This is a genomic window from Rhodococcus sp. NPDC058521, assembly GCF_042719695.1.
Taxonomy (GTDB): Bacteria; Actinomycetota; Actinomycetes; order Mycobacteriales; family Mycobacteriaceae; genus Rhodococcus_F.
In genome coordinates, this window is record NZ_JBHXNL010000009.1 from 117,824 (window position 1) to 143,486 (window position 25,663).

Sequence of the window (25,663 nt, forward strand, 5' to 3'; positions counted from 1 at the left end):
ATTCGACACTCAACGACGCATGAAGGAAGGTACGTCTACCTCGTCCTCGCCGTCTTCTTCCACAACGGGAGCGGCGCGCTGCTCGCCGCGGCCGGTTACCGGAGGCAGGTTGCTCGAACCGTGGTTCGAACCATGACTCGGGCCTGCGTGTGAACCGGAGGGCGATGCGATCGTCTCCCGAGTGACCGAGACCGGCTCTGCCGGACGTTCACGCTCGCGGTCCGCCGTCTGGCCGACCTCGCCTGCACGGCCTGCACCGATTGCGTTGCGCCCCACGGCACCGGCCTCGACCGGGTTGCGAGTCGGGGTACCACCGTCGAAGCCGGCGGCGATAACCGTGACGCGAACTTCGTCGCCCAGCGAATCGTCGATGACGGTTCCGAAGATGATGTTCGCGTCGATGTGAGCAGCTTCCTGCACCAACGAAGCGGCCTCGTTGATCTCGAACAGTCCGAGGTCGCTACCGCCGGCGATGGACAGGAGGCAACCACGTGCACCTTCCATCGATGCCTCGAGCAGCGGCGAGTTGATCGCTGCTTCAGCCGCCTTGATGGCCCTGCCCTCGCCTCGCGAGGAACCGATGCCCATGAGGGCACTGCCGGCGCCGGACATGACGCCCTTGACGTCGGCGAAGTCGACGTTGATCAAGCCGGGGGTGGTGATGAGATCGGTGATGCCCTGGACACCGTTGAGGAGGACCTCGTCGGCGCTACGGAACGCATCCATCAAGCTCACCGCGGCATCACCGAGCTGCAGCAAACGGTCGTTGGGGATGACGATCAAGGTGTCGCACGACTCGCGGAGGGACTGAATTCCCGTGTCGGCCTGGCCACCACGTCGCTTGCCCTCGAAAGAGAACGGGCGCGTGACCACACCGACGGTGAGTGCGCCGAGTTTGCGGGCAATGCTGGCGACCACGGGGGCACCACCGGTTCCGGTGCCACCACCTTCACCGGCAGTGACGAAGACCATGTCGGCGCCCTTGAGCACCTCTTCGATCTCGTCCTTGTGGTCTTCGGCTGCCTTACGTCCCACTTCGGGATCCGCGCCGGCACCGAGTCCGCGAGTGAGCTCACGTCCGACGTCCAGTTTGACGTCGGCATCGCTCATCAGCAGCGCTTGGGCATCTGTGTTGACGGCAATGAACTCGACTCCCTTGAGTCCCTGCTCGATCATTCGGTTGACTGCGTTCACGCCGCCGCCGCCGATGCCGACGACCTTTATTACGGCGAGGTAGTTGTGCGGGGGCGTCATCGGCTCTCGCCTTCCGTGAGTGTGTATCGCGCTCTCGTACAAAATAGTTCGTGTCCGATTCGACAAACCCTAAACCTCAACCACAGGGTTAGCATTATGTCAAGTAGGCCACTGGAGCGAAACGCTATGGGTACTCATCCGCTTGCGCCACTAGGCGCGCCGATGACACGTCGGTTATTTGACGAATTCGCACCCGGTTTCGCGGATCAGGTGGTCAGCGAACCGTGGGCAGATCGGGACTCGACACGTCGTAGGTCTGCCCCGGCTGGGTCAACAACGGCAAGGTAACCGCGCCTTTGCGCTCGGACTTCTCGGTCCCTCCCCAGACGACGACGCGTCCGTCGTGCAGGGTGGCCGAGATGTGCGAGATCGAATCCGCGGAAACCTCACCGACCTGCTCCCGAAGTTGCGCGGGCATCGACGACAACACTTCGAGAGCGGCTTCGGTGTTCGGATCGCCGAATCCCGGCGACTGCGTGACCAATCTCGGGACCCCCGGTGGCGGCGGCGCGACCTCGTAGTCGACCGCGTCCTTGTCAAGCAGGTGCGTACCGTCCGGGGCATCCACGAACACCACCGGCTTTCGCTCGGTGACCGTGACCCGAATCGTCGACGGATACATCCTCTGGACGCGAACCGACTCCACCTTCGGAATCTGGGCGACGCGGGCCGCCGCACCACCGGTGTCGACACGGAGCAACGGTTGCCCCCGCGGGACGTCGAGTACCGCGAGAACCTCGTCGGAAGAAACGGTTTCGACTCCGTCGACCTCCACGTCGCGGACCGACATCACCGGCGTGAACCAGGCGACCGCGGCAAGCGCAACGACACACACGAGCACGAGCGGAACCATCAACCTCGGACGGCGATACCACGGTGCGCGAGGCCCCTGCGATTCCCCCTCCTCGTTCTTGGCGCTGTTCCCGCGGCGGCCACTGGGGCGAACTTTCGCCTCCGCTTCCAGCGCCGCCCGGCGGACCGCGTCCCTGCGCTGGTTCTGTGCGCGCGTGCGCGAGCGTGCGCTGTCGGGCCGACGCCCGCGACTCGACCTCTCCGGCCGCTGACGGGCGCTCACGTGGACGAGGATTGCGGGACTGCCCGCAGCGCATCGAGAATCTGGCCACCCAACATCGTCACGTCACCCGCTCCCATCGTGATCACCACGTCGCCCGCGCTCGCAAGCCCCGCAACCTGCCTCGGGGCCAGGGACAGATCCGGTTGATAGTGAACGGGTTTCGACACGGACCGAGCCACGAGTGCACCACTGACTCCGGGCAACGGCTCCTCACGTGCGCCGTACACGTCGAGGACGACCACCTCGTCGGCCAAGGACAAGGCCTCACCGAACTCTTCGGCGAACGTGGCGGTCCGCGAATACAGGTGCGGCTGGAACACGACGACCACTCGGCCCGTCGTATCGCCCTGACGGACCAGATCCGCCGCCGCGCTCAGCACGGCACGCACCTCCGTCGGATGGTGCGCATAGTCGTCGAACACTCGCACCCCGCGCTCACGACCGGTGAACTGAAATCGGCGATGCACTCCCCCGAATCCGCCGATACCCTCGACTATTTCGTCGACGTCCACGCCGATGTCACGGGCGCACAGCAGCGCAGCCAATGCGTTGAGCGCCATGTGCCGGCCCGGCACGCCCATGCGGACGGTTCGCGGCGAACCCTCGTCCGCCAGCTGGAACTGCATGACGCCACCGACGTCTCGGGCCTCGAATCCGAGCAGACGCACGCCGACCTCCACGCCCTCGACCGGTTCGAATGCCCGATCGCGGTCCGCGTCCTCTGCGGATCCGTAGCCGAGCACCCGAATGCCGGAATCGGTGCGAGCCGCCACCCGTTTCGCCAATGCGGCCGCGCCCGGATCGTCGAGACACGCGACCAGCAACCCACCTGCGGGCAGTCGCGACCCGAAATCGTCGAACACCTGCACGTAGGCCTCGGGTGTACCGAAGAAGTCGAGATGATCGGCCTCGATGTTGGTGACCACGACGACGTTCGGGTTGTACTGCAGCAACGAACCGTCGCTCTCGTCCGCCTCTGCGACGAATACGTCCCCGGTCCCGTGGTGCGCGTTGGTGCCGGCCTCGTTCAATTCGCCGCCGACCGCGAACGAAGGATCGACCCCACAATGCTGCAGCGCGACGACGAGCATCGACGTCGTGGACGTCTTGCCGTGGGTGCCCGAAACCAGAAGAGTTCTGTTGCCCTCCATGAGAGCCGTGAGAACCGCCGGTCGCAGAATGATCGGGATCCCACGCCGTTCTGCTTCGACGAGTTCCGGATTGTTCTTCGGGATCGCAGCGTGGGTGGTCACAACGGCCGTCGGACCGCCAGGCAGCAGATCGAGTGCGCTCGCATCGTGTCCGATACGCACCTCGGCGCCACGGGCGCGCAGCGCGAGAACCCCTCGGCTCTCCTTGGCGTCCGAACCCGACACCTGTCCGCCCCGCGCGAGCAGGATGCGGGCGATCCCGGACATCCCGGCTCCCCCGATACCCACCATGTGGACTCGTTCCAGATGTGCGGGCAAGTCGATCATCGGGTTCCCCTGTTCGGATCGTGCGTGTTCGAATCACGCGCGGCCACTTCGAGTGCGATGCGCGCGACGTCGTCGGCCGCACTCTTGTGTCCCACGCTCGACGCGGCGCGGCCCATCTCCTCGAGACGGGTCTCGTCCTGCATCAACGGAACGATGTTCGCGATGACGTACTCCGAGGTCAGTTCCGCATCTGCCACGATCATCCCACCCCCTGCCACTGCAACCGGTCGCGCATTGAGTTCCTGTTCACCGTTACCGTGCGGCAACGGCACGTACACCGCCGGAAGTCCGACTGCCGACACCTCGGCCACCGTCATGGCGCCCGAACGGCACACCACGGCATCCGCGGCCGAATATGCGAGATCCATGCGCGACAAGTAGGGAACTGCAACGTAGGGCGCCGACCCACCACCGGTGTCGACGTCGACCGAGTTCTTCGGTCCGTGGGCGTGCAGAACAGCGATTCCGGCACGTGAGAATGCCTCCGCGGCGCCCGACACCGCGACATTGAGCGAACGGGCGCCCTGGGACCCACCGAAGACGAGCAGAACCGGGCCATCGGCGGGCAATCCGAAGTATTCGCGAGCTTGCGCGCGTAGGGCTCCCCGATCCAGGTCGGTGATCGACGAACGTACCGGGATCCCGAGGATCTCCGCATCGGAGGACCCGCGCGCCGCCACCCCGGAACCTGAGACAGCCGCCAATACCCGCGCAGCGCGCCGCGCGCCGATCTTGTTCGCGATGCCGGCACTCGCGTTCGCCTCGTGAACGACTATCGGGATCTTCCTGCGACGCCGGAGCGGTCCGCGGCCCGCTGCCAGATACGCAGGCAGTGCCACGTATCCGCCGAACCCGATCACGACATCGGCATTCGTCTCGTCCATCACAGCACGGGTTCGCCGTACCGACTTCACGATTCGCGCGGGTAGTTTCAGCAGATCCATCGTCGGCTTCCGCGGAAGCGGAACCGGCGGGACGAGCTCCAACGGATACCCACGCGCCGGTACGAGAGTCGTCTCGAGGCCACGCTCGGTACCGAGAGCCGTCACGACCACGTTCGGATCGATTGCCTTGATCGCGTCCGCTACCGCGAGCGCCGGTTCGATGTGGCCGGCGGTACCGCCGCCGGCCACGATCACCGACAAAGCCGACTTGTCGCCGCTCACCTACGAAATCCTCGCTCTCCTGCTCGGCCGTCCGAGCTCCACTGCCCGCGGCCACCCTCATGCGGGCGCCGCGGCCTTCCTCTCTCCCCGCGGTCGGCGCGCCTGGGGTCGACTACGCCCGCCGTCCTCCGGCCCGATCCTCGTACCCGCGGGTCCGAACCTCGGGTTCCGCTGCCGGCACCTCGGGGATCTGCCGACGATCTTCCTTTCGGGAGCGAGCGTCCACGATTCGGGTTGCGGCCGGGTGCACCCCGCCCACCGGCACGGCCCCGGTCCGCATTCCGCCGATCCTCGGCTCTTCGCACGGCGGCGGCGCGCACCGCGGCAGGCCTGACCGGCGAATATGCCTCGGGTACGGGCAAGCGCAACAGTCGACCGAAACGACCGTCCTGACCGGATTTCAGTGCGGCCGCGGCTTCCGGTTCGTGCCGCGCAGCGTTCGCGATGATGCCGAACATGAACAGAGTCGTTGCGGTCGAGGTGCCACCCGCCGACACGAGCGGCAACTGCAGACCGGTGACCGGGAGCAGTCCCACGACATAGCCGATGTTGATGAGCGCCTGGCTGGTCACCCACACCGTCGCGGTGGCCACGAGAAGTTGGAGAAACGGGTCGATCGATCGTGCCGCGATCCGCAAACCGGTGTACACGAACAGCGCGAACAGACCGATCACCGCCGCGCCGCCGAGAAAGCCGAGTTCCTCGCCGATGATCGCGAAGATGAAGTCGTTGTGCGCGTTGGGCAGATAACTCCACTTCGCACGACTCTGACCGAGCCCGCGCCCGAAGATCCCGCCGTCCGCAAGCGAGAACATCGCCTGCCGGGACTGGTAGCCGATACCCTGCGGATCATTGCCCGGGTTGAAGAAGGCCTGCACACGCGCCGAGCGATATCCCGCAGTCAGCGCCAGAATCAACGCGCCGACAGCGGCGGTGCCGACCACACCGAAGAACATCTTCAGCGGGAGGCCCCCGAACCACAGAAGTGCCAACAGAATGACGCCGAGCGAGACGGTCGTGCCGAAGTCGGGCTGCAGAATGATGAGGAAGAAGGCGAGCAGTGCCGCCGGCACCAAGGGCACGAGAAGCTCTTTGATCCCGGTTCGCTCGCGTCGCAACGACGCCAGCAGGTGCGCACCCCACAGTGCCAACGCGATCTTGGTCAACTCGGCGGGTTGCAGTGACACCGGCCCCAGCACGAACCAACCTCGGGTGCCCTGCTGAATGGTGCCGATACCCGGAATCAGAACGAGAACCAGCAGCACGATAGTGGCCGCGAACGCAGGAAACGACAGCGCTCGCATCCGGCGAACCGGTATTCGGAGGGCTACGTAGAAGAGGACCAGCCCGAGCGCTGCGAACAACGACTGGCGCACGAACGGCGAGTACGCGGAGCCCTCACGCGCATAAGCCTCGACACTCGAGGACGACAACACCATGACGAGCCCGAGCACCGTCAGAAGAAAAGCGATCGTGACGACGAGGTGAAACGACGCGAGCGGGCGCGCAAGCCATGCACTGATCCGCGTCCGGGGCGCACTCTGCGCACTCGCCCTCTTCTTTCGGGGCGTCTGTTGACGTGTCGTCCGCGTACTCATGGTCACGCCCCACCGACGTCGGATTCGTCCGGAATCTCGGTCGCAAGGGTTTCGGCCGCGAGGGCGGCAGCAGCGGCCGCAAAGCTGTCGCCTCGATGCCCGTAACTGGTGAACATGTCGAGCGAGGCCGCTGCGGGTGCGAGAACCACCGCATCGCCCGCCGAAGCCATCGTGGCGGCTTCACGCACCACGGTATTCATAACCGAATCGCTTGGCGTGTCGGCGGGCAGCCGGACTCGGCGCACTCCGCTCAGCCCTGCCTCTCCGTTTCCGATCACACCTGCATCGTCTCCCGAGTCGACGTGGACAACGGGCACATCCGGCGCGTGTCGTGCCAGGGCATCTGCGATCTGCGTCGCATCGCGCCCCAACAGCACGACACCGACCAGACGGTTTGCCACTTCCCGTACCAACTCGTCGACGCTTGCCCCCTTGAGGAGCCCACCCGCAACCCAGACGACCCGGTCGTGCGCGAGAACCGACGGTTTCGCCGCGTGCGGATTGGTGGCCTTCGAGTCGTCTACGTAGGTGACCCCTTCGAACACCCCGACCGTGGCACCTCGATGCGGGCCCACCACGTGATCGGCCAGTCCTCGAGCTACGGCCTCGGGCTCGACTCCCACCGCCCGGGCAAGTGCTGCCGCCGCCAACGCGTCCGCCACACCTGCCGGGCCGGGCGGCCGAATCCCGTTCTCCGGCGCGAGCTGCACCGAGTCCGCGAAGGCGCGATCGACCAGGTGTTCGTTCTCCACACCGAGTTCACCGGGCCCCGGCCGGCCGGTCCGGAATCCCACGGTGCGCTCCGCGGGCGAAGTGCTCAGCAAGGACGACGCAACCGCATCGTCGAGCCCCACGACCCCGACAGCTCCGGTGAGGGCACGGGCTTTGGCCGCCACGTAACCGGCCATTCCCCCGTGCCAGTCGAGGTGATCTTCCGCGATGTTGAGGACCACGCCGGCCTCGGGCCGCACGGACGGCGCCCAGTAGAGCTGAAAAGACGAGAGCTCCACAGCGAGAATCTCGGCGCGCGGAGACTCGGCCCGCAGGGCGTCCAGTACCGGCAATCCGATGTTGCCGCAGGCTGCGCTGGATACTCCGGCGGCACCGAGGATCGAGTTCAGCATCGACGTGGTTGTCGTCTTACCGTTCGTTCCGGTGACCACCAGCCACCGCCGTGGCGGTCCGTACAGTGCCGCTCGATCGACGTGCCAGGAGAACTCGATGTCGCCCCACACCGGAACTCCTGCACCTGCCGCGGCGGCGAGGAGCGGAGAGTCCGGCCGGAATCCGGGACTGGTGACGACGAGAGCGAACTCGCCGACGCGTTCCACGTCACCGATCAGGTGATCGAGCGGAACCGTCTCTGCTCCGAGTTCGGCACTTCGGGCCAACGCGTCGGCCGACGTGTCCGTGACGGTGACCTGGGCTCCCAGGTCACCGAGGGGCGTGATGACCGCTCGTCCGGAAATCCCGGCACCCGCAACCAGAACGGGTCGTCCCCGAAGAAAACCCAGGCCCGCCACGGTCGACTTGTGGACCACGCGCTCAGCCTCCGATCGCGGCCAGGTACTCGCTGTAGAACAGCGCGAGGCCGATCGCCGATGCGATGGCCGCGAGCAGCCAGAACCTGATGATCACCGTGGTTTCTGCCCACCCGGCCAGTTCGAAGTGGTGATGGAAGGGCGCCATTCGGAACACACGACGGCGGCTCGACCGGAAAACAGCGACCTGAATGACGACGGATGCCGCCTCGGCGACGAACAGAGCGCCGATCACGACCATCAGCAGTTCGGTGCGAGTCGTGATGGACAGACCGGCGAGCATGCCGCCGAGGGCCAACGAACCGGTGTCACCCATGAAGATCTTCGCGGGTGCCGCGTTCCACCAGAGAAAGCCGATACACGCGCCGGCACCGGCGCCGCAGATCAGGGCCAGATCCAACGGGTCCCGGACGTCGTAACAACCGATGGCCTGCGTGGTTTCACACGAATTTCGGTACTGCCAGAAGGTGATGATGACGTACGCGCCGAGCACCAGACTCATGGAGCCCGCCGCCAGACCATCCAGACCGTCGGTCAGATTCACTGCGTTGGACCATGCACTGACCAGCAGATAACAGAAGGCGACGAACACGAGCGAACCGAGAGTCACGGTGGTGATGTCGCGGACGTACGACAGGTTCGTGCTACCCGGGGTGAGGGAATTCGCGCCGCCACCACGGAACTGAAGAGCCAGGATGCCGAAGATCACCGCTGCGACGAGCTGACCCACGAGCTTGGCAGTCTTGTTCAGCCCCAAGTTTCGCTGCTTGCGAATCTTGATGAAGTCGTCGAGGAATCCCACGCCGCCGAGCGCCGTGGTCAATCCGAGCACGAGAAGCCCCGACGCGGAGGGGCCGTCCGCGTCGTACCCGATACCGATCAGGTGTGATCCCCAATAGCCCGCCCACAGGCCGGCAAGGATGGCGACGCCACCCATCGTCGGCGTACCGCGCTTGGACTGGTGGGTCTTGGGCCCCTCGACCCGGATCTCCTGACCGAATCCCTGCCGCGAGAACGCTTTGATCAACACTGGCGTCAGCAGAATCGACACGGCAAGCGCAATACCTGCCGCAAAGAGGATCTGTCTCACCGTGCTTCCTCCGAACCGGTTTCCGTCTGTTTCGTGCGCTGATCGTCGTCGGCCAGCACTGCCTCTGCAACTTCCCACAGTCCAATCGACTGTGACGCCTTCACCAACACCAGATCACCGGGTGCCAACTCGGCCTCGAGCGCGGCGATCGCAGCGGGGATGTCCGGCACGATCATCGATTCGTCACCCCAGGAGCCTTCCATGATGGCTCCCTGGTGCAGCGCTCGCGCCGGGCGATCGGTTCCCACGACGATCAGCCGACTGACGTCGAGCCGAACGGCCAAACGCCCGATCGCATCGTGCTCGACCACCGATTCCGGGCCCAACTCCGCCATTTCACCGAGCACCGCCCAACTTCGGCGTTTTCCATGCCGACTCGACCGAGCCATCGACACGAGCGCCTTGAGAGCCGCGCGCATCGAGTCCGGGTTGGCGTTGTAGGAATCGTTGACGACGGTGACCCCGTCTGCGCGATCTCGCACATCCATCCGTCGTTCCGACGCCGCGGAGGCACCGGACAGCGCGGCGGCCACCTGCTCCACGGTCGCGCCGCATTCGAGGGCGACCGCAGCCGCCGACAACGCGTTGCCGATCTGATGTTCACCGTGCACCGACAAGTCCACCGGCGAGCTACCCGACGGTGCCACGAGGGTGAAACTCGCCCGTGCCTGCTCGTCGAGGCGGACGTTCGTCGCCCTGATCTGTGCGGCGTCCGAACGGCCTACGAGTACCACTCGTGCGGAGGTTCGCTCGGCCATCTCCGCCACGAGCGGGTCGTCTGCATTGAGGACTGCCACTCCACCGTGCTCGGCGGACGGCAAGGATTCCGGAAGCTCCCCCTTCGCGGACGCGATCGCCTCACGAGACCCGAACTCACCCAGATGCGCGGTGCCCACATTGAGGACGACACCCAGCTTGAGTGGGGCGGTCCGGGCCAACGCGGCGATGTGCCCGGTTCCACGAGCCGACAGCTCGAGTACGAGGAACTTCGTGTCTGCATCCGCACGCAGCGCTGTCCACGGGTGCCCCAGTTCGTTGTTGAAGGACCCGGGCGGAGCCACCACCGAGCCCAGCGGACTCAGCACCGACGCCATCAGATCCTTCGTCGAAGTCTTACCTGCCGACCCTGTGACACCCACCACGGTCAGCCCGCGAGAGGTCAATTCCTCGACCACGGTGTGCGCCAACGCAGCAAGTGCTTCGAGGACAGCAGCGCCGGATCCGTCGCTGTCGTGCTCGAGCGCCATCGCGCGGCTGGCATCGGCCGATCGAAGCGGCGGCACCACGATTGCGGGCACCCCGACATCGCGCGCGGCCAGCACCGCCACGGCGCCCGCCGCCACTGCCGCAGCAGCGTGATCGTGGCCGTCGACGCGAGCCCCCGGAAGAGCAAGGAACAGTCCACCGGGGCCGATCTTCCTCGAATCGAACTCGACGCTCCCAGTCACCACCTGCGACGGATCGACGACGTTCGACAGACGCCCGCCGACCGTCTCGGCAATGCGTGCGAGGGTCATCGGGATCATTTCCCGCCTCCGATTCTTCGGTCGATAGCGTCGGCGAGAACCTCACGATCGTCGAACGGGTGCTTCACGCCGTCCACCTCCTGCCCCGTTTCGTGGCCCTTGCCGGCCACGAGGACGACGTCACCAGGGTGTGCCCACTCGACGGCGGCCGCGATTGCGGCCGCACGGTCCGCCACCTCACGAATCTCACCGCGTTCCTCCACCGGAACGTCTTCCGCTCCACCACGGACGGCATCGCGAATCGTGACCGGGTCCTCGGTCCTCGGGTTGTCGTCGGTGACGATCAACAACTCGCTGCCGCGAGCGGATACTGCCCCCATCAGCTCGCGTTTGGCCTTGTCCCGGTCGCCGCCTGCACCGACGACCACCGCCAGTCGGCCGGAAGACTGTCCACGAAGGGTTCCGATGACGGCACCGAGCGCCGCGGGCTTGTGGGCGTAGTCGACGACCGCCAGAAAGTCCTGACCGCGGTCCACCCGTTGGACGCGGCCGGGCACGTCGACGGAAGCCAACGCGCCGATGGCGTCTGCCTCCGGAACCCCGGCCGCCTCCGCCACCGCGACCGCAAGGCTGGCGTTGGCCACGTTGTAGTCACCTGGCAGACGCAACTTCACGACGCTCGAGCAGCCGGCCGGATCCACGAGGTCGAAGCTCTGCATACCAGTCGTGTCGAGGCTGCCGCCCTTCGCGCGCCAGTCCGCCGGCTGCGCTGGCTGCGACGGTTCGACCGGGGTCGTGGCGACGGTGACGACCTCGGCGCCCGCGTCCCGTGCGATGCCGGCCATGCGGCGACCCCATTCGTCGTCGACGCATACGACGGCCTTGCGCGCTCGAACGGGAGAATCTCCGTCGAACAGACGCGCCTTCGCGGCGAAGTAGTCCTCGAAGTCGCGGTGAAAGTCCAGGTGATCCTGCGACAGGTTGGTGAAGGCGCCGATGGCGAACCGGACCCCGTCCACGCGCCCCAGAGCCAGAGCATGACTCGACACCTCCATGACGGCCGTGTCGATGCCCTGTTCGAGCATCACCGCGAACAGGGCATGCAGTTGGGGTGCTTCGGGCGTGGTCAGGGCACTCGGCACCCGGTTTCCCTTGATGCGTGTCTCGATCGTTCCGACCAGCCCCGGCGTGTGTCCACCCGCAGCGATCGCCGCCTCCACCAGATAGGAAGTGGTCGTCTTCCCCGATGTCCCGGTGATCCCGATGACCGTCATCTTCTCGGTCGGATGTCCATAAATGGTGGCGGAAACCGCTCCCAGGAGCGCACGCGGATTTTCGTGCAGAAGGAACGGAACCTCGACGTCCACGCCGGTCTGCTTCACCAATTCGAATCCAGCGTCGTCCGTCAGTACTGCCCGCGCGCCCTGCGAAACGGCCTCTGACACGAACCGTGCGCCATGGACACGCGCTCCCGGCAGGGCTGCGAAGAGGTCACCAGCGAGAATCGCCTGCGCCCGCAAATCGATTCCGGTGACCGTGACGGAGCCCTCGCCGGTTTCCGGCTTCGCTCCGACCCACTCGATCCGCGTACCGGTCAGGGCAGCGAGATCGACGATGGCGGTGTTCACCGGGCGTTCGGGGCGAAGATTCGTGACGGCACCTACCGAACTCGGCGACGACTGAGAACGGGTCGGCTCGGGCACCTGGCTCCTCTCGGACATCCGAGGTCTCGGACGTCGTTCATCGGTCGGTCGGCGAACAAATGCAGGTCGACCCACTCGGTGGGCACCCGACGCTATGTCGACGTGTCAGATTACCGCGCCTGCCGAAGAACCTGGAGTCGGCAAGCGGTACCTGCACGCCGACTACCGTCAGTCGGCCTGCAACACGAGCTCACGGCCCGGATCGGGTGACATCGGCACACTGTCGCGCTGAAGCATCCACGAGGCAATGTTGTGGAACAGCGGCGCCGCCGACGCTCCACCCGAGCCGTCGGTGCCACGCTGCGGCGCATCGAGCATGATCCCGACCACGTACCGGGGATCGTCTGCCGGTGCGATGCCGGCGAAGGTGATCCAGTAATCGGAGTTCGAGTAACAGCCGCAGGCGGGATCGACCTGTTGCGCGGTGCCCGTCTTGCCGGTTATCTGATATCCGTCGACCGCCGCACCGGCACCCGTCCCCTGCTGCACACCGGTGGGGTCCTGCTGCGTGACCGAGCGGAACATGTCGCGCACCGTGCGCGCCGTTTCCGGACTCACGACCTCGACGCCTTCGGGGCGCTCCGTCTCGGTGCGGTCACCGTCGGCGTCCGTCGTGGCCTTGACGATTCGTGGGGGCACCCGCACACCGTCGTTGGCGATGGCCTGGTACATCCCCGTCATCTGCAGCAATGTCATCGAGAGGCCCTGCCCGATCGGCAGATTGGCGAACGTACCGCCGGACCACTGGTCTCGAGGTGGGACGCTGCCACCGCTCTCGCCGGGCAGGCCGACGTCGGTGCGCTGACCGAGTCCGAACTTCTTCAACATGTCGGCGAAGCGGTCCTCACCGACTCGCTGGGCGAGCATGAGCGTTCCGACGTTCGACGATTTACCGAAGATTCCCGTCGTGGTGTAGGGCACCACACCGTGCTCCCACGCATCCTTCACCGTCACACCCGACATCTGAATACTGCCGGGAACCTGCAAGACCTCGTCCGGCTTGGTGAGGCCGTACTCGATCGCGGCGGCTCCGGTGATGATCTTGTTCACCGATCCGGGCTCGAACGGTGTGCTCACAGGCAGATTGCCCATCTCGGCGGTGCGCGGGTTGTTGCCCACCCCGATCGCGGGGTTGAATGTACCGTCGTTCGACATCGACAGCACCTCGCCCGTCTTGGCATCCAGCACTACCGCCGAAGCGTTCTTGGCCCCGGATTTGTCCTTGGCCAACTGCACCTGTTGCTGAACGTAGTACTGCAGGTCGGAGTCGATGGTCAGCTCGACGCTCGAACCGTCGACTGCCGGTTGCTTGTCTCGCCAGCTTCCGGGAATGACCGCGTTGTCCGATCCTCGGTCGTAGGTTTCCGAACCATCGGTGCCTGCCAGGGTCGAGTCCATCGCGTCCTCGAGGCCGAGAAGGCCGTGACCGTCCCACCCGGTGGCGCCCACCAGGTTCGCGGCGAGCGAGCCGCCGGGGTACTCACGGATGTCCTGCCGTTCGAGACCCACCTCGCTGTACTTGTCGCTGATCTCGGCGGCAATTGCCGGATCGACGCTGCGAGCCAGATACACGAAGGTCTCGTCGCTGTGCAGCTTCTCGAGGACGTCCTTCTCCGGTGCGGCGTCGCCGAGCTTGTCGTGGATCTCCTTGGCGATCGCTTCGAGTCGCTCGTCGACCTCCGGTGCTTCCGGACTCTTCTTGCGAGCCTCGTCCAGTTCCTTCTCGACACGCTTCGGCTGAAACGTCAGCGCCTTCGCTTCCATGGTGAAAGCAATTGGATTGCCGTTGCGATCGTCGATGGAGCCACGCAATGCCGGGTCGACCTTCGTCGTGGTGCGCTGGTTCGCCGCTTCCGCGGACAGTCGGGGTGCGTCGACACCCTGAACCCAGAGCAGCTGCGCGGCCGCGAGGCCGAGCGCACCGAACATGGCAAGACGCCCCATCCGCCGGCGGAATCGAAAGGAATTCGTTCCTCCGGCGTTGGGGCGCCTTGGCCTACCTCGTGGAGCGCTTCGGGTCACCCGCGACCACCAGCGGATGGAGAAGTAGAAGGAATCACGGGAACCAATTGTTCACCCTCGGCCTGGATCCCCGTGTCATTGCGGGGAGTCGGCGTGGCGGAGCGGCCCGGTGTGGCCGGCCGCTGACGCTGCGATCCGTCGTCGGTCCGGGTGGTGACCGTGTTCCGCGTCTGATTCGTCGGTGCCGGAGCGTTGAGGGGAGCAACCGGCGCACCGGATGCGGGTGCAGGCTCACCGACGACCTCGACCGCTCCGTCGGGGTGCACGACCAGACGTGCCGGGTCCACGGCGGGGACCATTCCCAGCTTGGCAGCTTCCTCGGCCAGCTTCGGTGCCGAGTTGGCGGTCTCGACGTCACGCTCGAGAGCCGCCTTCTGCTCGACGAGGCTTTGGTTGTAGTCACGCGCCTCGCTGAGCCCGTACGAATCCTCCGCCGCACGAGTCGTGAGAAGCAGGGTCAAGGCCAGACCGAGGGCCAGCATTCCGATGATGGTGGCCACGAACGGAATGCGTGCGGCCATCGATCCGGCGCGAATCCGCCCCGCCTGCATGGAAACTCCGGAATCACTGTGCACACCGGCCCGCTGTGTCCGTCGCTCGTACGCTCGCTGTGCTGCGCTCGAACGGCGACCGCCACGCGTACGTGGGGAACTCACCTGAACAGTCATGCCGCCGCCCTCCTGGCAATTCTCTCCGCGGCACGCAAACGCACCGGGGCTGATCGTGGGTTCTCTTCTATTTCCTGTTCCGAGGCGCGCTCCGCACCTCGGGTGACGATTCGAAACTCCGGCCCCATTCCTGGGAGCTCGACCGGAAGCCCTTCCGGGCTCTTCGATTTCGCTCGCGGCGTGATCTCCTGCTTGACCACACGATCCTCGAGCGACTGGTACGACATGAATACGGCACGACCGCCGACGGCGAGAGCATCGAGTGCGGCCGGCACCGCGGCCCGCAGCGAGTCCAGTTCGCTGTTCACCTCGATCCGGAGCGCCTGAAAGGTGCGCTTGGCCGGATGCCCGCCCGTACGACGCGTGGCCGCAGGAATGGTTCGGTACAACAATTCCACGAGTGCCGCGCTCGTCGTGAACGGCTCCTTCTCGCGCTGCCGCAGTACTTCGGACGCGATCTTCCCGGCGAAGCGCTCCTCCCCGTAGGTGCTGAGGATGCGGGCCAGATCGCCGTGCGAGTACGTGTTGAGAACCTCGGCCGCCGTGATTCCGATGGTCGGGTCCATGCGCATGTCGAGCGGTGCATCGATCGAATACGCGAAACCGCGATCGGCCTCGTCGAGTTGCATCGACGACACGCCGAGGTCGAAGAGAATCGCGTGCACCGACTCGTACGGAGCCAGGCCGGCCTCTTCCAGCGCGGCGACGATCCCGTCGTATCGGGTGTGAACGAACGTCACGCGAGCGGCGTGATCGGACAGCCTCTCGGCGGCTATACGCAGTGCATTCGGATCGCGATCGAGCGCCACCAGCCGCATCTTCGGGTATGTCCTGAGGAAATGCTCCGAATGACCGCCGAGACCCAACGTCGCATCGATCATCACCGAGCCGGTTCCGTCTGCGTCGACACCGGTTAGTGCCGGAGAGAGGAGCTCGTCCGCTCGGTTCAGGAGAACCGGGATGTGCCCGAAGGCACCGGCCGACGAGGAGTCGGTTGCTGCCTCGTCATCCACCATGCTGTCCTCCGGCCTGCTTCCTCGCTGCTGCTCTCTGTTACCTGCTCTGCCCGTCGACTCGAAGGCCGTCGGTGGGATGAATGCTTCGGGGTCCCTGTCCGAAGTGGGAACCTGGCGCTGGGGAAGTGCGTCAGGGTCCCGTCGGACAGAGGCCTCGCGGCACTCACCGCGAGACTGCGGTCAAACGATCCCGCCGAGGGATACGCCCGTCGCTTGCGAGTAGTTTTCCTCGTTCGCGTCCACGTAGTTCTGCCATGCCTGCGCATCCCAGATCTCGAGGAAGTCGACCGAGCCGATGACCACGCATTCCTTGGAAAGTCCTGCGTATCGCCGGTGATCTGCCGAGAGGGTGATGCGCCCCTGAGCATCTGCATACTGCTCGTCGGTTCCGGCAGCCAGGCCACGAACGAAGGCCCGAGCCTCGGGATCGTTTCTCGAAGCCGCTGCCGCACGTCGCGCGAGTGCCGTGAACTCTTCCCGGGGGTACACGGCGAGGCTGTGATCTTGACCTTTGGTGATCATCAACCCTCCTGCCAGCGCTTCCCGGAACTTGGCGGGCAACGTCAGTCGCCCTTTGTCGTCGAGCTTGGGCGTGTAGGTACCGAGAAACACTCGACACCTCCCACTGCGTTCACAGTCGAACGTCCTGCACTCGAGCGGATCACCTCTGCTCTCCGCTGTTCACCACAGTACCCCACTTTCCCCCACACTCAAGGCAGATTCTCGTGCGTTTTCTGAGAATTTGCCAAGTACATACTGGTCACACCCCATTAATGGCAGTGGGGGAAATTTCGGTCGTGATGATCGTCGCATCGACAAGCAACCGTAACTACCGCCCGACAGAACCCCCGCAGGCAATAAGTGCAGGTGGGATGTCCACTACACACCCAAGTTCACGCTGAAGTTCCCAAGGGTCTGCCGAATGTGGGCGAAAGTGGGGGCTCCGGGGTGGGACGTGGTGGGGCCACTACGCGAAACGATTCGCTGACAGTCCGATGGTCGAGGCGGCGGTCGCCCCTCAGCACTGGCCGATCACACGACTGCGGCGTCACACCAGAAGGTGTGACGCCGCAGTCGTGCAGAGAAAGGGTGTCTACTCTTGTTCGAACCGCTTACGGAATCGGTCTTCCATTCGAGACGAGAAACCGCCGCCGGCGTTCTTGTTCGGACCACGCGACTTCGGATGCCCACGTCCTGCACCCTTGGGTGTCGCGGTCTGATCCGAGTCCTCGCTGTGTCCCTGCTCGGCCTTCTTGCCGCCGCCCCACAACATGAGGACGCCGGCACCGAACATGACAATGAATCCGATCAGGCTGATGACCGGGAATCCGCCCGGCTTGATCGGAAGCGCAACGCCCGCGACGAGCAGAACGAGACCCAGGACGAACAATGCAATCGCCTGGATTCTTCGTCGACTCGAAGCCGCACGCATGCGACCGCCTCGCACTGTGGAGGCAAATTTGGGGTCCTCGGCATAGAGAGCGCTCTCGATCTGATCGAGCATGCGCTGCTCGTGCTCGGAGAGTGGCACGGTACCTCCCCCGGCACTGGATGGTGGCAACCTTCACGCGGTGCGAGAAGGTGGGTAACCGACTTTCCCGGCTACCTGCTATCAATAATACGAGTACATCGTGCCACGTACCACCTACTCCGAGAACCAGTTCGATTCAGGTGATTCGGACACCCGGGTCGAGCAGCGCCGACGCGGCAGAAAACCCCAGGAGACGCAGTCGCACCACGCGACACGAATGCATCAGGACGCACGCGAGTCGATCCGGCCCGCAAGCCCGATGAAGTCCTCCACCCGATGAAGGAACTCACCGACTTCACGGTGGAACGAATTCGCATCCGATTCGTCCACCGAACCGGACAGCCCCATCTCGATTGCGGCACGAGTCGGCGACCAGGCAGCAAAGTAGTCCGCCCAACCCTCGAATTCCGGCGTCACCCTGGACAACAGCACCCAGGCGTTACGGGAACCACCGCGCCGACCAGCACCGCCACTTACCCCTTCCGTCGCAGCCAGGACCGCGCCCGCCCCACGCAGCGCGGCAAGATACGCGCAGTGAAATCGATCGGCCGGCGGGCCTGCACCGACGGATTCGGACAACAGCGCGTCCGCACGATTCAACAGTGTCGACGCCCGACGAGAGACCGGATGCCTGTGCGGGTATTCCGTCACTTCCAACACCTCCACCTCGAACCCGGCGCACCCTTCGATGGATGTATCGGGACGACTGCTCGGAATCCGGTGATGCTCGCTTCCCTCGAGCATCACCGGATCACCGATATCGAACAGTTGTTCGACCTATTCAATGTAACTGCACCCACCGACAGACCGTCAAGAGATGAGGTGAGACCGGTCGACACGTACGAAGCCCGAACGCCTCTCGTCGTCGAACTGGACGAGGACGACTTCCGAACGCGCATGCACGAAGCGCTGTCGATCTACGTCGCCGCGATGAACTATCCGGTCGGCACCGAGTACCACCGTGCGCCGATGTGGACCGAGCACCTGCGCCGGCCGGGCTGGCAGGCCGTCGGAGCCTTCGCCGCCGGCCCCGGGCACACCCGCACGACACCGTCTTCCGGGGCCCCGCTCGTCGCCGTGGCCTACGGCTATCGCGGCTCCCCGGACCAATGGTGGTATCAGCAGGTCAAGTCGGGGATGCAACGGTCGGGCTGGGACGAGGCCACCATCGACGCGACACTCGGCAGTTATTTCGAGCTCACCGAACTGCATGTCGCACCGGCCGCTCAGGGCCACCGCACCGGTGAACGTCTCCTCCGCAAGCTTCTCGCCGAAAGACCCGAACGGGGTGTTCTCCTGTCCACCCCGGAAGTCGCAGACGAGGACAACCGCGCGTGGCGTCTCTACCGCAGACTCGGGTTTTCCGATGTCCTTCGCCATTACCACTTCGCAGGTGACCGACGCTCGTTCGCGGTCCTGGGGCGTGGGCTTCCATTCGCCGAATCCGGGCCGTCGTCGTGAAAGCACCTGTCGATGTCGTCGTCGTAGGATCGGGCCATAACGCACTGGTCGCCGCCTGTTACCTAGCTAGTGCAGGCCGATCGGTCGAAGTTCTCGAACGCGACACCGTCGTCGGTGGCGCCGTCTCCACCGTGGACCGCTTTCCCGGCCATCGGGTCGATCGCGGATCGTCCGCGCACATCATGATCCGACACACGGGGATCGTCGAAGAACTCGACCTCGCCGCCCACGGACTCCGGTATCTCGACTGTGACCCTTGGGCATTCGCGCCACCACCGCCGGGCTCGGACCGCCCGGGCATCGTGTTTCGGCGCAGCCTCGACGCGACCTGCCGGTCGATCGAAGCCGCCTGTGGCGCGCGGGAAGCCGAGTCGTACCGGCGATTCGTAGAGGTCTGGGGCCCGCGTAGCGCACGCGTGATGCGCGCGTTCTCCGGACCCCCGAACGGGCCGTCACTGGTGACTTCGTTCTGGGGCCTCGATGCGGAGGGCGGCGGAAGCGACCTGTCCCGTCAATTCCTGAGTTCCGGCGACGCAATCTTGGACGAATACTTCGACGACGAACCGCTACGTGCGGCACTCGCCTGGTTCGGTGCCCAGTCGGGTCCGCCGATGTCCGAACCCGGAACCGCTCCGATGGTCGGGTTCGCCGCACTCATGCACACGACTCCCCCGGGTCGCGCAGTCGGTGGCAGTGGTGCGCTGACCGCAGCGCTCGCCAGGCGACTCGAGTCCGACGGAGGCCGCTTGTCCACCGGCGATGCCGTGGTCTCGATACGCCGTTCGGGCGGGCACTGGCTTTCCAGAACGGAGACGGGACGCGAGATCACTTCCCGCGCCGTCGTCGCCGGCTGTCACGTTCTCACCACACTCGATCTGCTCGAGCGCGGCGGATTCGACGCCGGAGTCCTGACGAAGTGGCGCCGACGCATTCGGGTCGGTCCGGGCATCGGGATGGTCGTTCGGCTCGCGACGACACGGCTCCCCCAGTATCCGTCGGCCGACCCCGCCGCGACCAACGGGTTGCAACTGTTGGTGTCGGATCGCTCGCAGCTGCGGCGCGCGCACGGTGCTGCACTGGCGGGGGAACTGCCGCCCAGGCCGGCAGTCCTGGGGATGAGTTTCAGTGGACTCGACCCGACCATCAGTCCTCCCGGCGAACACCAGGTCACGCTGTGGTCGCAGTGGCATCCGTATCGGCTCGGCGGCGATCGGTCCTGGGCCGACGTCGCCGAAAGCGAAGCAGATCGGATCGTCGGCGAAATGGAGACCTTCGCTCCGGGGTTCACCGAGACGATCACCGCACGTCACGTGCAGTCGCCTCGGGATCTCGAAGAAGAGATGGGCCTCATCGGCGGCAACGTCATGCACGTGGAGATGTCACTGGACCAGATGATGATGTGGCGACCGCTGCCTGAACTGTCCGGCTACCGGGTACCCGGCGCCGACGGCCTCTATCTCACCGGCGCGTCGACGCACCCCGGCGGCGGCGTCTCGGGCTCGAGTGGACGGACAGCCGCCCGAATTGCGATGGGTGATCTACGCACTGACAGCGTGCGCAACCTACTGAAACGCGGTAAGCGATCGCCGCGGTGACCCAATTGTCGGAACGGGTTCGCGCCTACCTCCCTGCCGTGTTGGCCGGCGGCGCGATCGCAGCCCAGATCACCTACCCGCTGGCCCAGGACGACGCACGCGACGTCATGACGATTGTCGTGGTCCTGCTCTCGGCGGCAGCGTGTCTCGTTCACGCGGCAGTGAACCGGGGCGCCGCCTGGACGGCGGGACTGTTGATCACGACCGCCGGCATCGGGCTCGCCTCGGAAGTAGTCGGTACGGCGACCGGTATCCCCTACGGCTGTTATTCGTACGCGACCGACCGTCTCGGCCCCGACATCGCAGGAGTACCGTTCGTCGTGCCGCTGGCGTGGACGGCGGGCTTCTACCCGGTCTGGTGCGTCTCGGTGTACATCACCCGCAGGCACTGGAAGCGCGCAGTACTCACTGTCGTCGGCGTGGTTGGCTGGGATCTGTACCTCGACGCCCAGATGGTCGCGGACGGCCAGTGGCGCTGGTGCGTCACCGATTCCGGGCTGCCAGGCCTGGAGCACATTCCGCTCACCAACTATGCCGGGTGGCTCCTGGTCGCGGTCCTGATGGTCACGGTCATGAGCGCGATCGATTCCCGACTCCGCGTTTCCGATTGCCCACCCCGAGTTTCCGATTCCCGACGCGACACCGTTCCGTTGGTGCTGTTCGCATGGACGTGGCTCGGATCCGCCCTGGCCCACAGCGTCTTCCTGTCGGCGCCGGAGCTACGCTTCTCGGCCGTCTACGGTCTTCTCGTGATGGGCGTCCTCGGCATGCCGCTGGCTCGAAAGCTACTGGCCGAGCGAGCCCCTCGACGGTGAGATACGTGTCGCCCAGTGCCGCACAGAACCGCAACACACCCCCCATCCTCCGACACGTACACCCCTGTGCTGGCACGATAGCCTTGTGCAACTGCCCTCGCTTACGGCCAAGACCCGTCGTTCCGGGCGTCGTGCCATGTCCATCGTCCTCCTCGCAGTCCTTCTCGTTCCCGCACTGACCGCCTGCCTGCGGGTGCAGGTCTCGATGGGTGTGTCCGCCAACGACAGGGTGTCGGGACAGATCGTCGCGGCGACCGTTCCGGTCGACGAACAAGACAAAGGCCCCCAACTCGTGCCCCCGGACTCGCTTGCCGACAAGATTCGGATCCAGGAGTACAAGAGGGATGGTTACGTCGGATCCCAGGCCTTCTTCAGCGATCTCACCTTCGGTGATGTGGCCCAGCTCGGTTCGATGCACGAGCAGGCAGGCGGCGCCCTCCAGATCGCCCTCCGCCGCTCGGGAGACTTCGTGACCCTCGAAGGCAAGGCCGATCTCGAATCGGTGCCGGCCACCGGGTCCGATGTTCAGTTCACCATCGCCTTTCCCGCGCGCGTGGCCACCACCAACGGCACCCGCGAGGGTGATTCGATCGTGTCGTGGAAGCTCCCGGCGGGCGAGAAGAGCACGATCAGAGCCGAGGTTCGTTACGCCGACCCCAACACCCGCAGCTTCGCAGGATGGGCCGGAATCGTCGGTGGTGTGACCATCGGAGTCGCGGTCATCGTCGGTGCACTCGCCTGGATCGGCCGAAACAAGGAACCCGCCATCGGCAGCGGCCGCAGCACGTCGACTTCGGGATCCGACGTGTGAGTTCGGCCCGCCTGCCGGTCGCGGCCGGCTTCGCCGCGGCTGCCGTCTCCGGTCTCGGCTTCGCGACGGCAGCATTCAACGCCTGCACCGTCCCGCGCCTGCCGCGTCCGACGACCACCGAGCGAAGGTTCGACGAACCCGTCACCGTCGTCGTTCCCGCCCGCAACGAAAGCAGGACGCTGCCTGCACTGGTCGGTGATCTGAAGGCGCAAACCGGGGTCCCGGCACTTCGTGTCGTCGTATACGACGACAACTCGTCGGACGGGACGGCCGAAGCCGCGGAGCGGGTTTGCGGTCGAGACGATCGATTCGTGGTGATTCGTGGAGACACCGAGCCCCCAGCCGGGTGGGTCGGCAAACCCGCGGCGTGCGTCGCAGCAGTCGAACGTACAGGTCCACCCTCCCCTGCCGCCGGGATCGTTGTCTTTCTCGACGCAGACGTGCGACTGCACCCCAATGCCCTCGCCACCGCGTGTCTCGAAGCACGCCGTCTCGGATGCGCGATGCTCTCGCCCTGGCCTTTTCAGGTCGCACCATCGTGGCCCGAGCGTCTCGTCCAGCCGTTGCTCGCCTGGTCGTGGTCGTCGACGCTTCCCGTGGCCACCGCCAACCGTGATTTCCGAAGTTCCACCGTGGTCGCCTGCGGGCAGTTTCTGGTGTTCGACGCCGCGACCTATTTCGCCGTGGGTGGTCATCGAACCGTCGCGTCGAGTGTGACCGAGGACCTCGACATCGCCCGCGTCCTGAGACGATCCGGCCATCGCACCGCGGTCGCGATCGCCGGACGGTACGCGACATGCCGCATGTACAAGGACGGGCGATCGCTTCGCGCCGGGTACGGACGCTGGTTGTGGTCGTCGTTCGGGGGCGCCGCCACGGCAACCACGCTGTCTGCGACTCTCTGGTGTGCGTACGTGCTGCCGCCCGTCGTGGCGATCGCCGCGCGCGGCGCCGTCAGACGTTGGGCGATGGGCGCCTATGCGGCAGCGCTCGGCTCCCGAGTGATCACGAGATGGGTCGAGAGGGGCTCCGCTCCGACGAAGGGCGACCTGGTCGATGCTGCCGCGCACCCCGTAGCGGTCGCTGCCGCGACCTGGCTTCTCGCCGCCTCCCACCGCGACCACGCACGAGGACTGACCAGGTGGAAGGGAAGGCCGCTCAGCTGACCGAGGCGGAATCCGCCGCGGTACCGACCTTATCTCCCAGTCGGGCCAGCACTTCGCTGGTGGCCCGTGCGTAGTTGAGGGTGATGAAGTGCAGCCCAGGTGCGCCTTCGGCGATCAATCGCTCACTCATCTCGGTTGCGAGATCGATGCCTATCTCGCGCACCGCTGCGCGATTCTCCTCCGGGCCGTCTCCCGCCGCGAGATCGAACTTCCGCTCGAGGTGTGCAGGCAGCGAAGAACCCGACAGTTCCAGCATGCGGCGCACCGAACGCAGGGACGTGACCGGCATGATCTCCGGGATGATCGGCTTGCGCCCCTGCTCGGCGTCGTAAGCAACCACGCGGTCGCGAAGCCGCAGGTAATCGTCCACATCGAAGAACATCTGCGTGATCGAGTACTCGGCACCGGCACGCAACTTCGAGACCAGGTAGCGGGTGTCGTGCGCCAGATCCGAAGCCCGGTAGTGCCCTTCCGGGAAGGACGCAACTCCGACGTGGAAGTCCCCGAGATCCCGGACGAGCCGAACCAGTTCCTCGGCGTACTCGACTCCCTCCGGGTGCTTTTGCCACTCACCGAGCGGATCGCCCGGCGGGTCGCCTCTGAGTACGAGAATGTTGCTGATTCCCCGGTCCGCGTACGCGCCGACCATCGAACGCAGTTCGTCGACGCTGTGCGACACGGCAGTCAGGTGCGCAACCGGCAGCAAGGTCGTCTCTTCGGCGAGCTGACCCGTCACGCGAACAGTTCGGTCCCGGGTGGAGCCGCCGGCGCCGTAGGTCATCGACACGAAGGCCGGTCCCAGCCGTTCGAACACACGAACGGCACGCCACAGTCTCGCCTCGGCCATTTCGTCGCGGGGCGGAGAGAACTCGACCGAGAACGGAACCCGGCCCTGCGGCGCCGCGGCGATTCGGTCGACGATGGACGGAGTACGAGTCACCCAACCTTCGCTGGCCCGCCCCCTGACGGAATCGAATGTCACCCGTCAAGCATATGTTCGATCAACGGTGGACCGGTCACTGCATCCACTGCTCGGAGCATATCCCCAGCGTGCAGCCGACTTCTGCGTTCACTATGGTGGTCGTTGATCATCTTGGACCGCTAGCTTGGAGGCCACCCTGTCTGCTGGACCGCGACCGACCGCACTGGCGACACAGGTCGAGACCGCCCTTCGTGAATTCTTCGCTTCCAGGGCAGCCGTGGTGAACGAACTCGGTACCGGTTACCGCGAGGCCGTGGATGCACTCGAAAGTTTCGTCCTCCGCGGCGGTAAGCGAGTCCGGCCTTCGTTCGCCTGGACCGGATGGGTCGGTGCCGGTGGGAACCCCGACACGGCCGGCGACGGCGCGGTCATGCGGGCATGTTCCGCTCTCGAGCTGGTTCAGGCATGCGCGCTGGTACACGACGACATCATCGACGCCTCCACGACGCGACGTGGTTACCCCACGATCCATGTCGAGTTCGCCGAGGCCCACAGGGGCAAGCAGTGGAACGGCGACTCCGCCCACTTCGGTGAGGGCGTCGCCATCCTTCTCGGCGATCTTGCTCTCGCCTGGGCCGACGATATGCTGCGGGAGTCCGGGATCGACGCCGCCGCCGCGGCGCGCGTCTCGCCGGTCTGGGCAGCCATGCGGACCGAGGTGCTCGGCGGCCAGTTCCTCGACATTTCCGGCGAAGCCGGTGGCGACGAATCCGTCGAAGCCGCGTTGCGGGTCAACCGGTACAAGACGGCCGCTTACACGATCGAACGGCCGTTGCACCTCGGCGCCGCCCTCGCCGACGCGGACGATGCACTCGTCGCCGACTACCGCGCGTTCGGGCGTGACATCGGAATCGCCTTCCAACTCCGCGACGACGTCCTCGGCGTCTTCGGCGACCCGGCCGTGACCGGCAAGCCCTCCGGCGACGATCTTCGCGCCGGAAAGCGCACCGTCCTCTTCGCCACAGCGCTACAGCGGGCGGACGCGGACGACCCGATCGCGGCAGGTCGACTTCGCGACGGCATCGGAACCGATCTCACCGATACGGAAGTGGACGGCCTCCGGGACATCATCACCCGCGTCGGCGCAGTCGACGATGTGGAGCAGCGGATCGCCACCCTCACCGCCCGTTCTCTCGAGGTGCTCGATTCGAGTTCCGCCACGCCCGAAGCGAAGGCGGCTCTCACCGAGATGGCACGAGCTGCCACTCGCCGCGCGTCGTAGGCC

22 protein-coding genes are annotated in these 25,663 nt (G+C 65.7%); 6 read left to right on the plus strand and 16 right to left on the minus strand.

The window, feature by feature from the left end; all coding sequences use genetic code 11:
- Positions 1–9 precede the first annotated feature (9 nt).
- The 15 genes from ftsZ to ACFWO3_RS15495 all read right to left on the minus strand — a co-directional run bounded on the left by ftsZ (position 10) and on the right by ACFWO3_RS15495 (position 18,352).
- Positions 10–1,254 (minus strand): cell division protein FtsZ, encoded by a 1,245-nt coding sequence (gene ftsZ / locus ACFWO3_RS15425; RefSeq protein ID WP_378579151.1) that lies wholly within the window; start codon positions 1,252–1,254, stop codon positions 10–12.
- Between the two features lie 214 nt (positions 1,255–1,468).
- Positions 1,469–2,107, minus strand: a complete 639-nt coding sequence (locus ACFWO3_RS15430) for a cell division protein FtsQ/DivIB (protein ID WP_378579259.1) — start codon at positions 2,105–2,107, stop codon at positions 1,469–1,471.
- Positions 2,108–2,325: 218 nt separating this feature from the next.
- On the minus strand, positions 2,326–3,807 hold the full coding sequence (gene murC, locus ACFWO3_RS15435; RefSeq protein ID WP_378579153.1) for a UDP-N-acetylmuramate--L-alanine ligase: 1,482 nt from the start codon (positions 3,805–3,807) through the stop codon (positions 2,326–2,328).
- A complete protein-coding gene (murG, locus tag ACFWO3_RS15440) occupies positions 3,804–4,973 on the minus strand; it encodes an undecaprenyldiphospho-muramoylpentapeptide beta-N-acetylglucosaminyltransferase (protein ID WP_378579155.1) in 1,170 nt (389 codons plus the stop codon). The genes murC and murG overlap by 4 nt, the downstream gene beginning before the upstream one ends.
- Complete coding sequence (gene ftsW, locus ACFWO3_RS15445) at positions 4,970–6,571, minus strand: putative lipid II flippase FtsW (protein ID WP_378579157.1); 1,602 nt, start codon at positions 6,569–6,571, stop codon at positions 4,970–4,972. Before ftsW ends, murG begins: the two co-directional genes overlap by 4 nt.
- A 2-nt stretch (positions 6,572–6,573) precedes the next feature.
- A complete protein-coding gene (gene murD / locus ACFWO3_RS15450; RefSeq protein ID WP_378579159.1) occupies positions 6,574–8,112 on the minus strand; it encodes a UDP-N-acetylmuramoyl-L-alanine--D-glutamate ligase in 1,539 nt (512 codons plus the stop codon).
- 4 nt (positions 8,113–8,116) lie between these two features.
- Positions 8,117–9,202, minus strand: coding sequence for a phospho-N-acetylmuramoyl-pentapeptide-transferase (gene mraY / locus ACFWO3_RS15455; protein WP_378579161.1), 1,086 nt, complete (start codon positions 9,200–9,202; stop codon positions 8,117–8,119).
- On the minus strand, positions 9,199–10,728 hold the full coding sequence (murF, locus tag ACFWO3_RS15460) for a UDP-N-acetylmuramoyl-tripeptide--D-alanyl-D-alanine ligase (protein ID WP_378579162.1): 1,530 nt from the start codon (positions 10,726–10,728) through the stop codon (positions 9,199–9,201). The genes mraY and murF overlap by 4 nt, the downstream gene beginning before the upstream one ends.
- Entirely contained in the window at positions 10,725–12,389 is a 1,665-nt protein-coding gene (locus ACFWO3_RS15465) for a UDP-N-acetylmuramoyl-L-alanyl-D-glutamate--2,6-diaminopimelate ligase (RefSeq protein ID WP_378579164.1), read from the minus strand. Before ACFWO3_RS15465 ends, murF begins: the two co-directional genes overlap by 4 nt.
- A 150-nt stretch (positions 12,390–12,539) precedes the next feature.
- Positions 12,540–14,393: a peptidoglycan D,D-transpeptidase FtsI family protein gene (locus ACFWO3_RS15470; protein ID WP_378579166.1), complete on the minus strand. Its 1,854-nt coding sequence runs from the start codon at positions 14,391–14,393 to the stop codon at positions 12,540–12,542.
- Entirely contained in the window at positions 14,390–15,061 is a 672-nt protein-coding gene (locus ACFWO3_RS15475; protein ID WP_378579168.1) for a hypothetical protein, read from the minus strand. The genes ACFWO3_RS15470 and ACFWO3_RS15475 overlap by 4 nt, the downstream gene beginning before the upstream one ends.
- Complete coding sequence (rsmH, locus tag ACFWO3_RS15480; protein ID WP_378579169.1) at positions 15,058–16,077, minus strand: 16S rRNA (cytosine(1402)-N(4))-methyltransferase RsmH; 1,020 nt, start codon at positions 16,075–16,077, stop codon at positions 15,058–15,060. The genes ACFWO3_RS15475 and rsmH overlap by 4 nt, the downstream gene beginning before the upstream one ends.
- A 180-nt stretch (positions 16,078–16,257) precedes the next feature.
- Positions 16,258–16,689 carry a division/cell wall cluster transcriptional repressor MraZ gene (mraZ, locus tag ACFWO3_RS15485; RefSeq protein WP_378579172.1) on the minus strand — a complete coding sequence of 144 codons (432 nt, stop codon included), beginning with the start codon at positions 16,687–16,689 and terminating at the stop codon, positions 16,258–16,260.
- Positions 16,690–17,170: 481 nt separating this feature from the next.
- Entirely contained in the window at positions 17,171–17,608 is a 438-nt protein-coding gene (locus tag ACFWO3_RS15490) for a DUF3040 domain-containing protein (protein WP_378579174.1), read from the minus strand.
- Positions 17,609–17,830: 222 nt separating this feature from the next.
- Positions 17,831–18,352 (minus strand): SAV_6107 family HEPN domain-containing protein, encoded by a 522-nt coding sequence (locus tag ACFWO3_RS15495; protein WP_378579176.1) that lies wholly within the window; start codon positions 18,350–18,352, stop codon positions 17,831–17,833.
- Between the two features lie 78 nt (positions 18,353–18,430).
- On the opposite strand from ACFWO3_RS15495, the gene ACFWO3_RS15500 reads away from it, so the two are divergent.
- From ACFWO3_RS15500 to ACFWO3_RS15520, 5 genes are all read left to right on the plus strand, one after another.
- A complete protein-coding gene (locus ACFWO3_RS15500) occupies positions 18,431–19,069 on the plus strand; it encodes a GNAT family N-acetyltransferase (RefSeq protein WP_378579177.1) in 639 nt (212 codons plus the stop codon).
- Positions 19,066–20,664, plus strand: a complete 1,599-nt coding sequence (locus tag ACFWO3_RS15505; RefSeq protein WP_378579179.1) for a phytoene desaturase family protein — start codon at positions 19,066–19,068, stop codon at positions 20,662–20,664. The genes ACFWO3_RS15500 and ACFWO3_RS15505 overlap by 4 nt, the downstream gene beginning before the upstream one ends.
- On the plus strand, positions 20,661–21,479 hold the full coding sequence (locus ACFWO3_RS15510; protein WP_378579182.1) for a carotenoid biosynthesis protein: 819 nt from the start codon (positions 20,661–20,663) through the stop codon (positions 21,477–21,479). The genes ACFWO3_RS15505 and ACFWO3_RS15510 overlap by 4 nt, the downstream gene beginning before the upstream one ends.
- Before the next feature lie 136 nt (positions 21,480–21,615).
- A complete protein-coding gene (locus ACFWO3_RS15515; RefSeq protein ID WP_378579184.1) occupies positions 21,616–22,290 on the plus strand; it encodes an LppM family (lipo)protein in 675 nt (224 codons plus the stop codon).
- The gene (locus ACFWO3_RS15520) at positions 22,287–23,456 is read left to right on the plus strand and encodes a glycosyltransferase (RefSeq protein ID WP_378579186.1); all 1,170 of its coding nucleotides are present in this window, start codon (positions 22,287–22,289) and stop codon (positions 23,454–23,456) included. The genes ACFWO3_RS15515 and ACFWO3_RS15520 overlap by 4 nt, the downstream gene beginning before the upstream one ends.
- Here ACFWO3_RS15520 and ACFWO3_RS15525 read toward each other — a convergent pair.
- Positions 23,449–24,438: a methylenetetrahydrofolate reductase gene (locus tag ACFWO3_RS15525; protein ID WP_378579188.1), complete on the minus strand. Its 990-nt coding sequence runs from the start codon at positions 24,436–24,438 to the stop codon at positions 23,449–23,451. The two genes, ACFWO3_RS15520 and ACFWO3_RS15525, sit on opposite strands and share 8 nt — an antisense overlap.
- 124 nt (positions 24,439–24,562) lie before the next feature.
- Here ACFWO3_RS15525 and ACFWO3_RS15530 point away from each other — a divergent pair, with 124 nt between their 5' ends.
- Positions 24,563–25,660, plus strand: coding sequence for a polyprenyl synthetase family protein (locus tag ACFWO3_RS15530; RefSeq protein WP_378579191.1), 1,098 nt, complete (start codon positions 24,563–24,565; stop codon positions 25,658–25,660).
- Positions 25,661–25,663 lie beyond the last annotated feature (3 nt).

Bases quoted from the DNA above. Each gene is read 5' to 3' on its own strand.
- ACFWO3_RS15495 (WP_378579176.1), bottom strand. From the start codon at position 18,352: ATGCTCGAGGGAAGCGAGCATCACCGGATTCCGAGCAGTCGTCCCGAT.
- murF (WP_378579162.1), bottom strand. From the start codon at position 10,728: ATGATCCCGATGACCCTCGCACGCATTGCCGAGACGGTCGGCGGGCGT.
- ftsZ (WP_378579151.1), bottom strand. From the start codon at position 1,254: ATGACGCCCCCGCACAACTACCTCGCCGTAATAAAGGTCGTCGGCATC.
- rsmH (WP_378579169.1), bottom strand. From the start codon at position 16,077: ATGGTGGATGACGAGGCAGCAACCGACTCCTCGTCGGCCGGTGCCTTC.
- ACFWO3_RS15515 (WP_378579184.1), top strand. From the start codon at position 21,616: ATGTCCATCGTCCTCCTCGCAGTCCTTCTCGTTCCCGCACTGACCGCC.
- murC (WP_378579153.1), bottom strand. From the start codon at position 3,807: ATGATCGACTTGCCCGCACATCTGGAACGAGTCCACATGGTGGGTATC.
- ACFWO3_RS15430 (WP_378579259.1), bottom strand. From the start codon at position 2,107: ATGGTTCCGCTCGTGCTCGTGTGTGTCGTTGCGCTTGCCGCGGTCGCC.
- ftsW (WP_378579157.1), bottom strand. From the start codon at position 6,571: ATGAGTACGCGGACGACACGTCAACAGACGCCCCGAAAGAAGAGGGCG.
- ACFWO3_RS15465 (WP_378579164.1), bottom strand. From the start codon at position 12,389: ATGTCCGAGAGGAGCCAGGTGCCCGAGCCGACCCGTTCTCAGTCGTCG.
- ACFWO3_RS15475 (WP_378579168.1), bottom strand. From the start codon at position 15,061: ATGACTGTTCAGGTGAGTTCCCCACGTACGCGTGGCGGTCGCCGTTCG.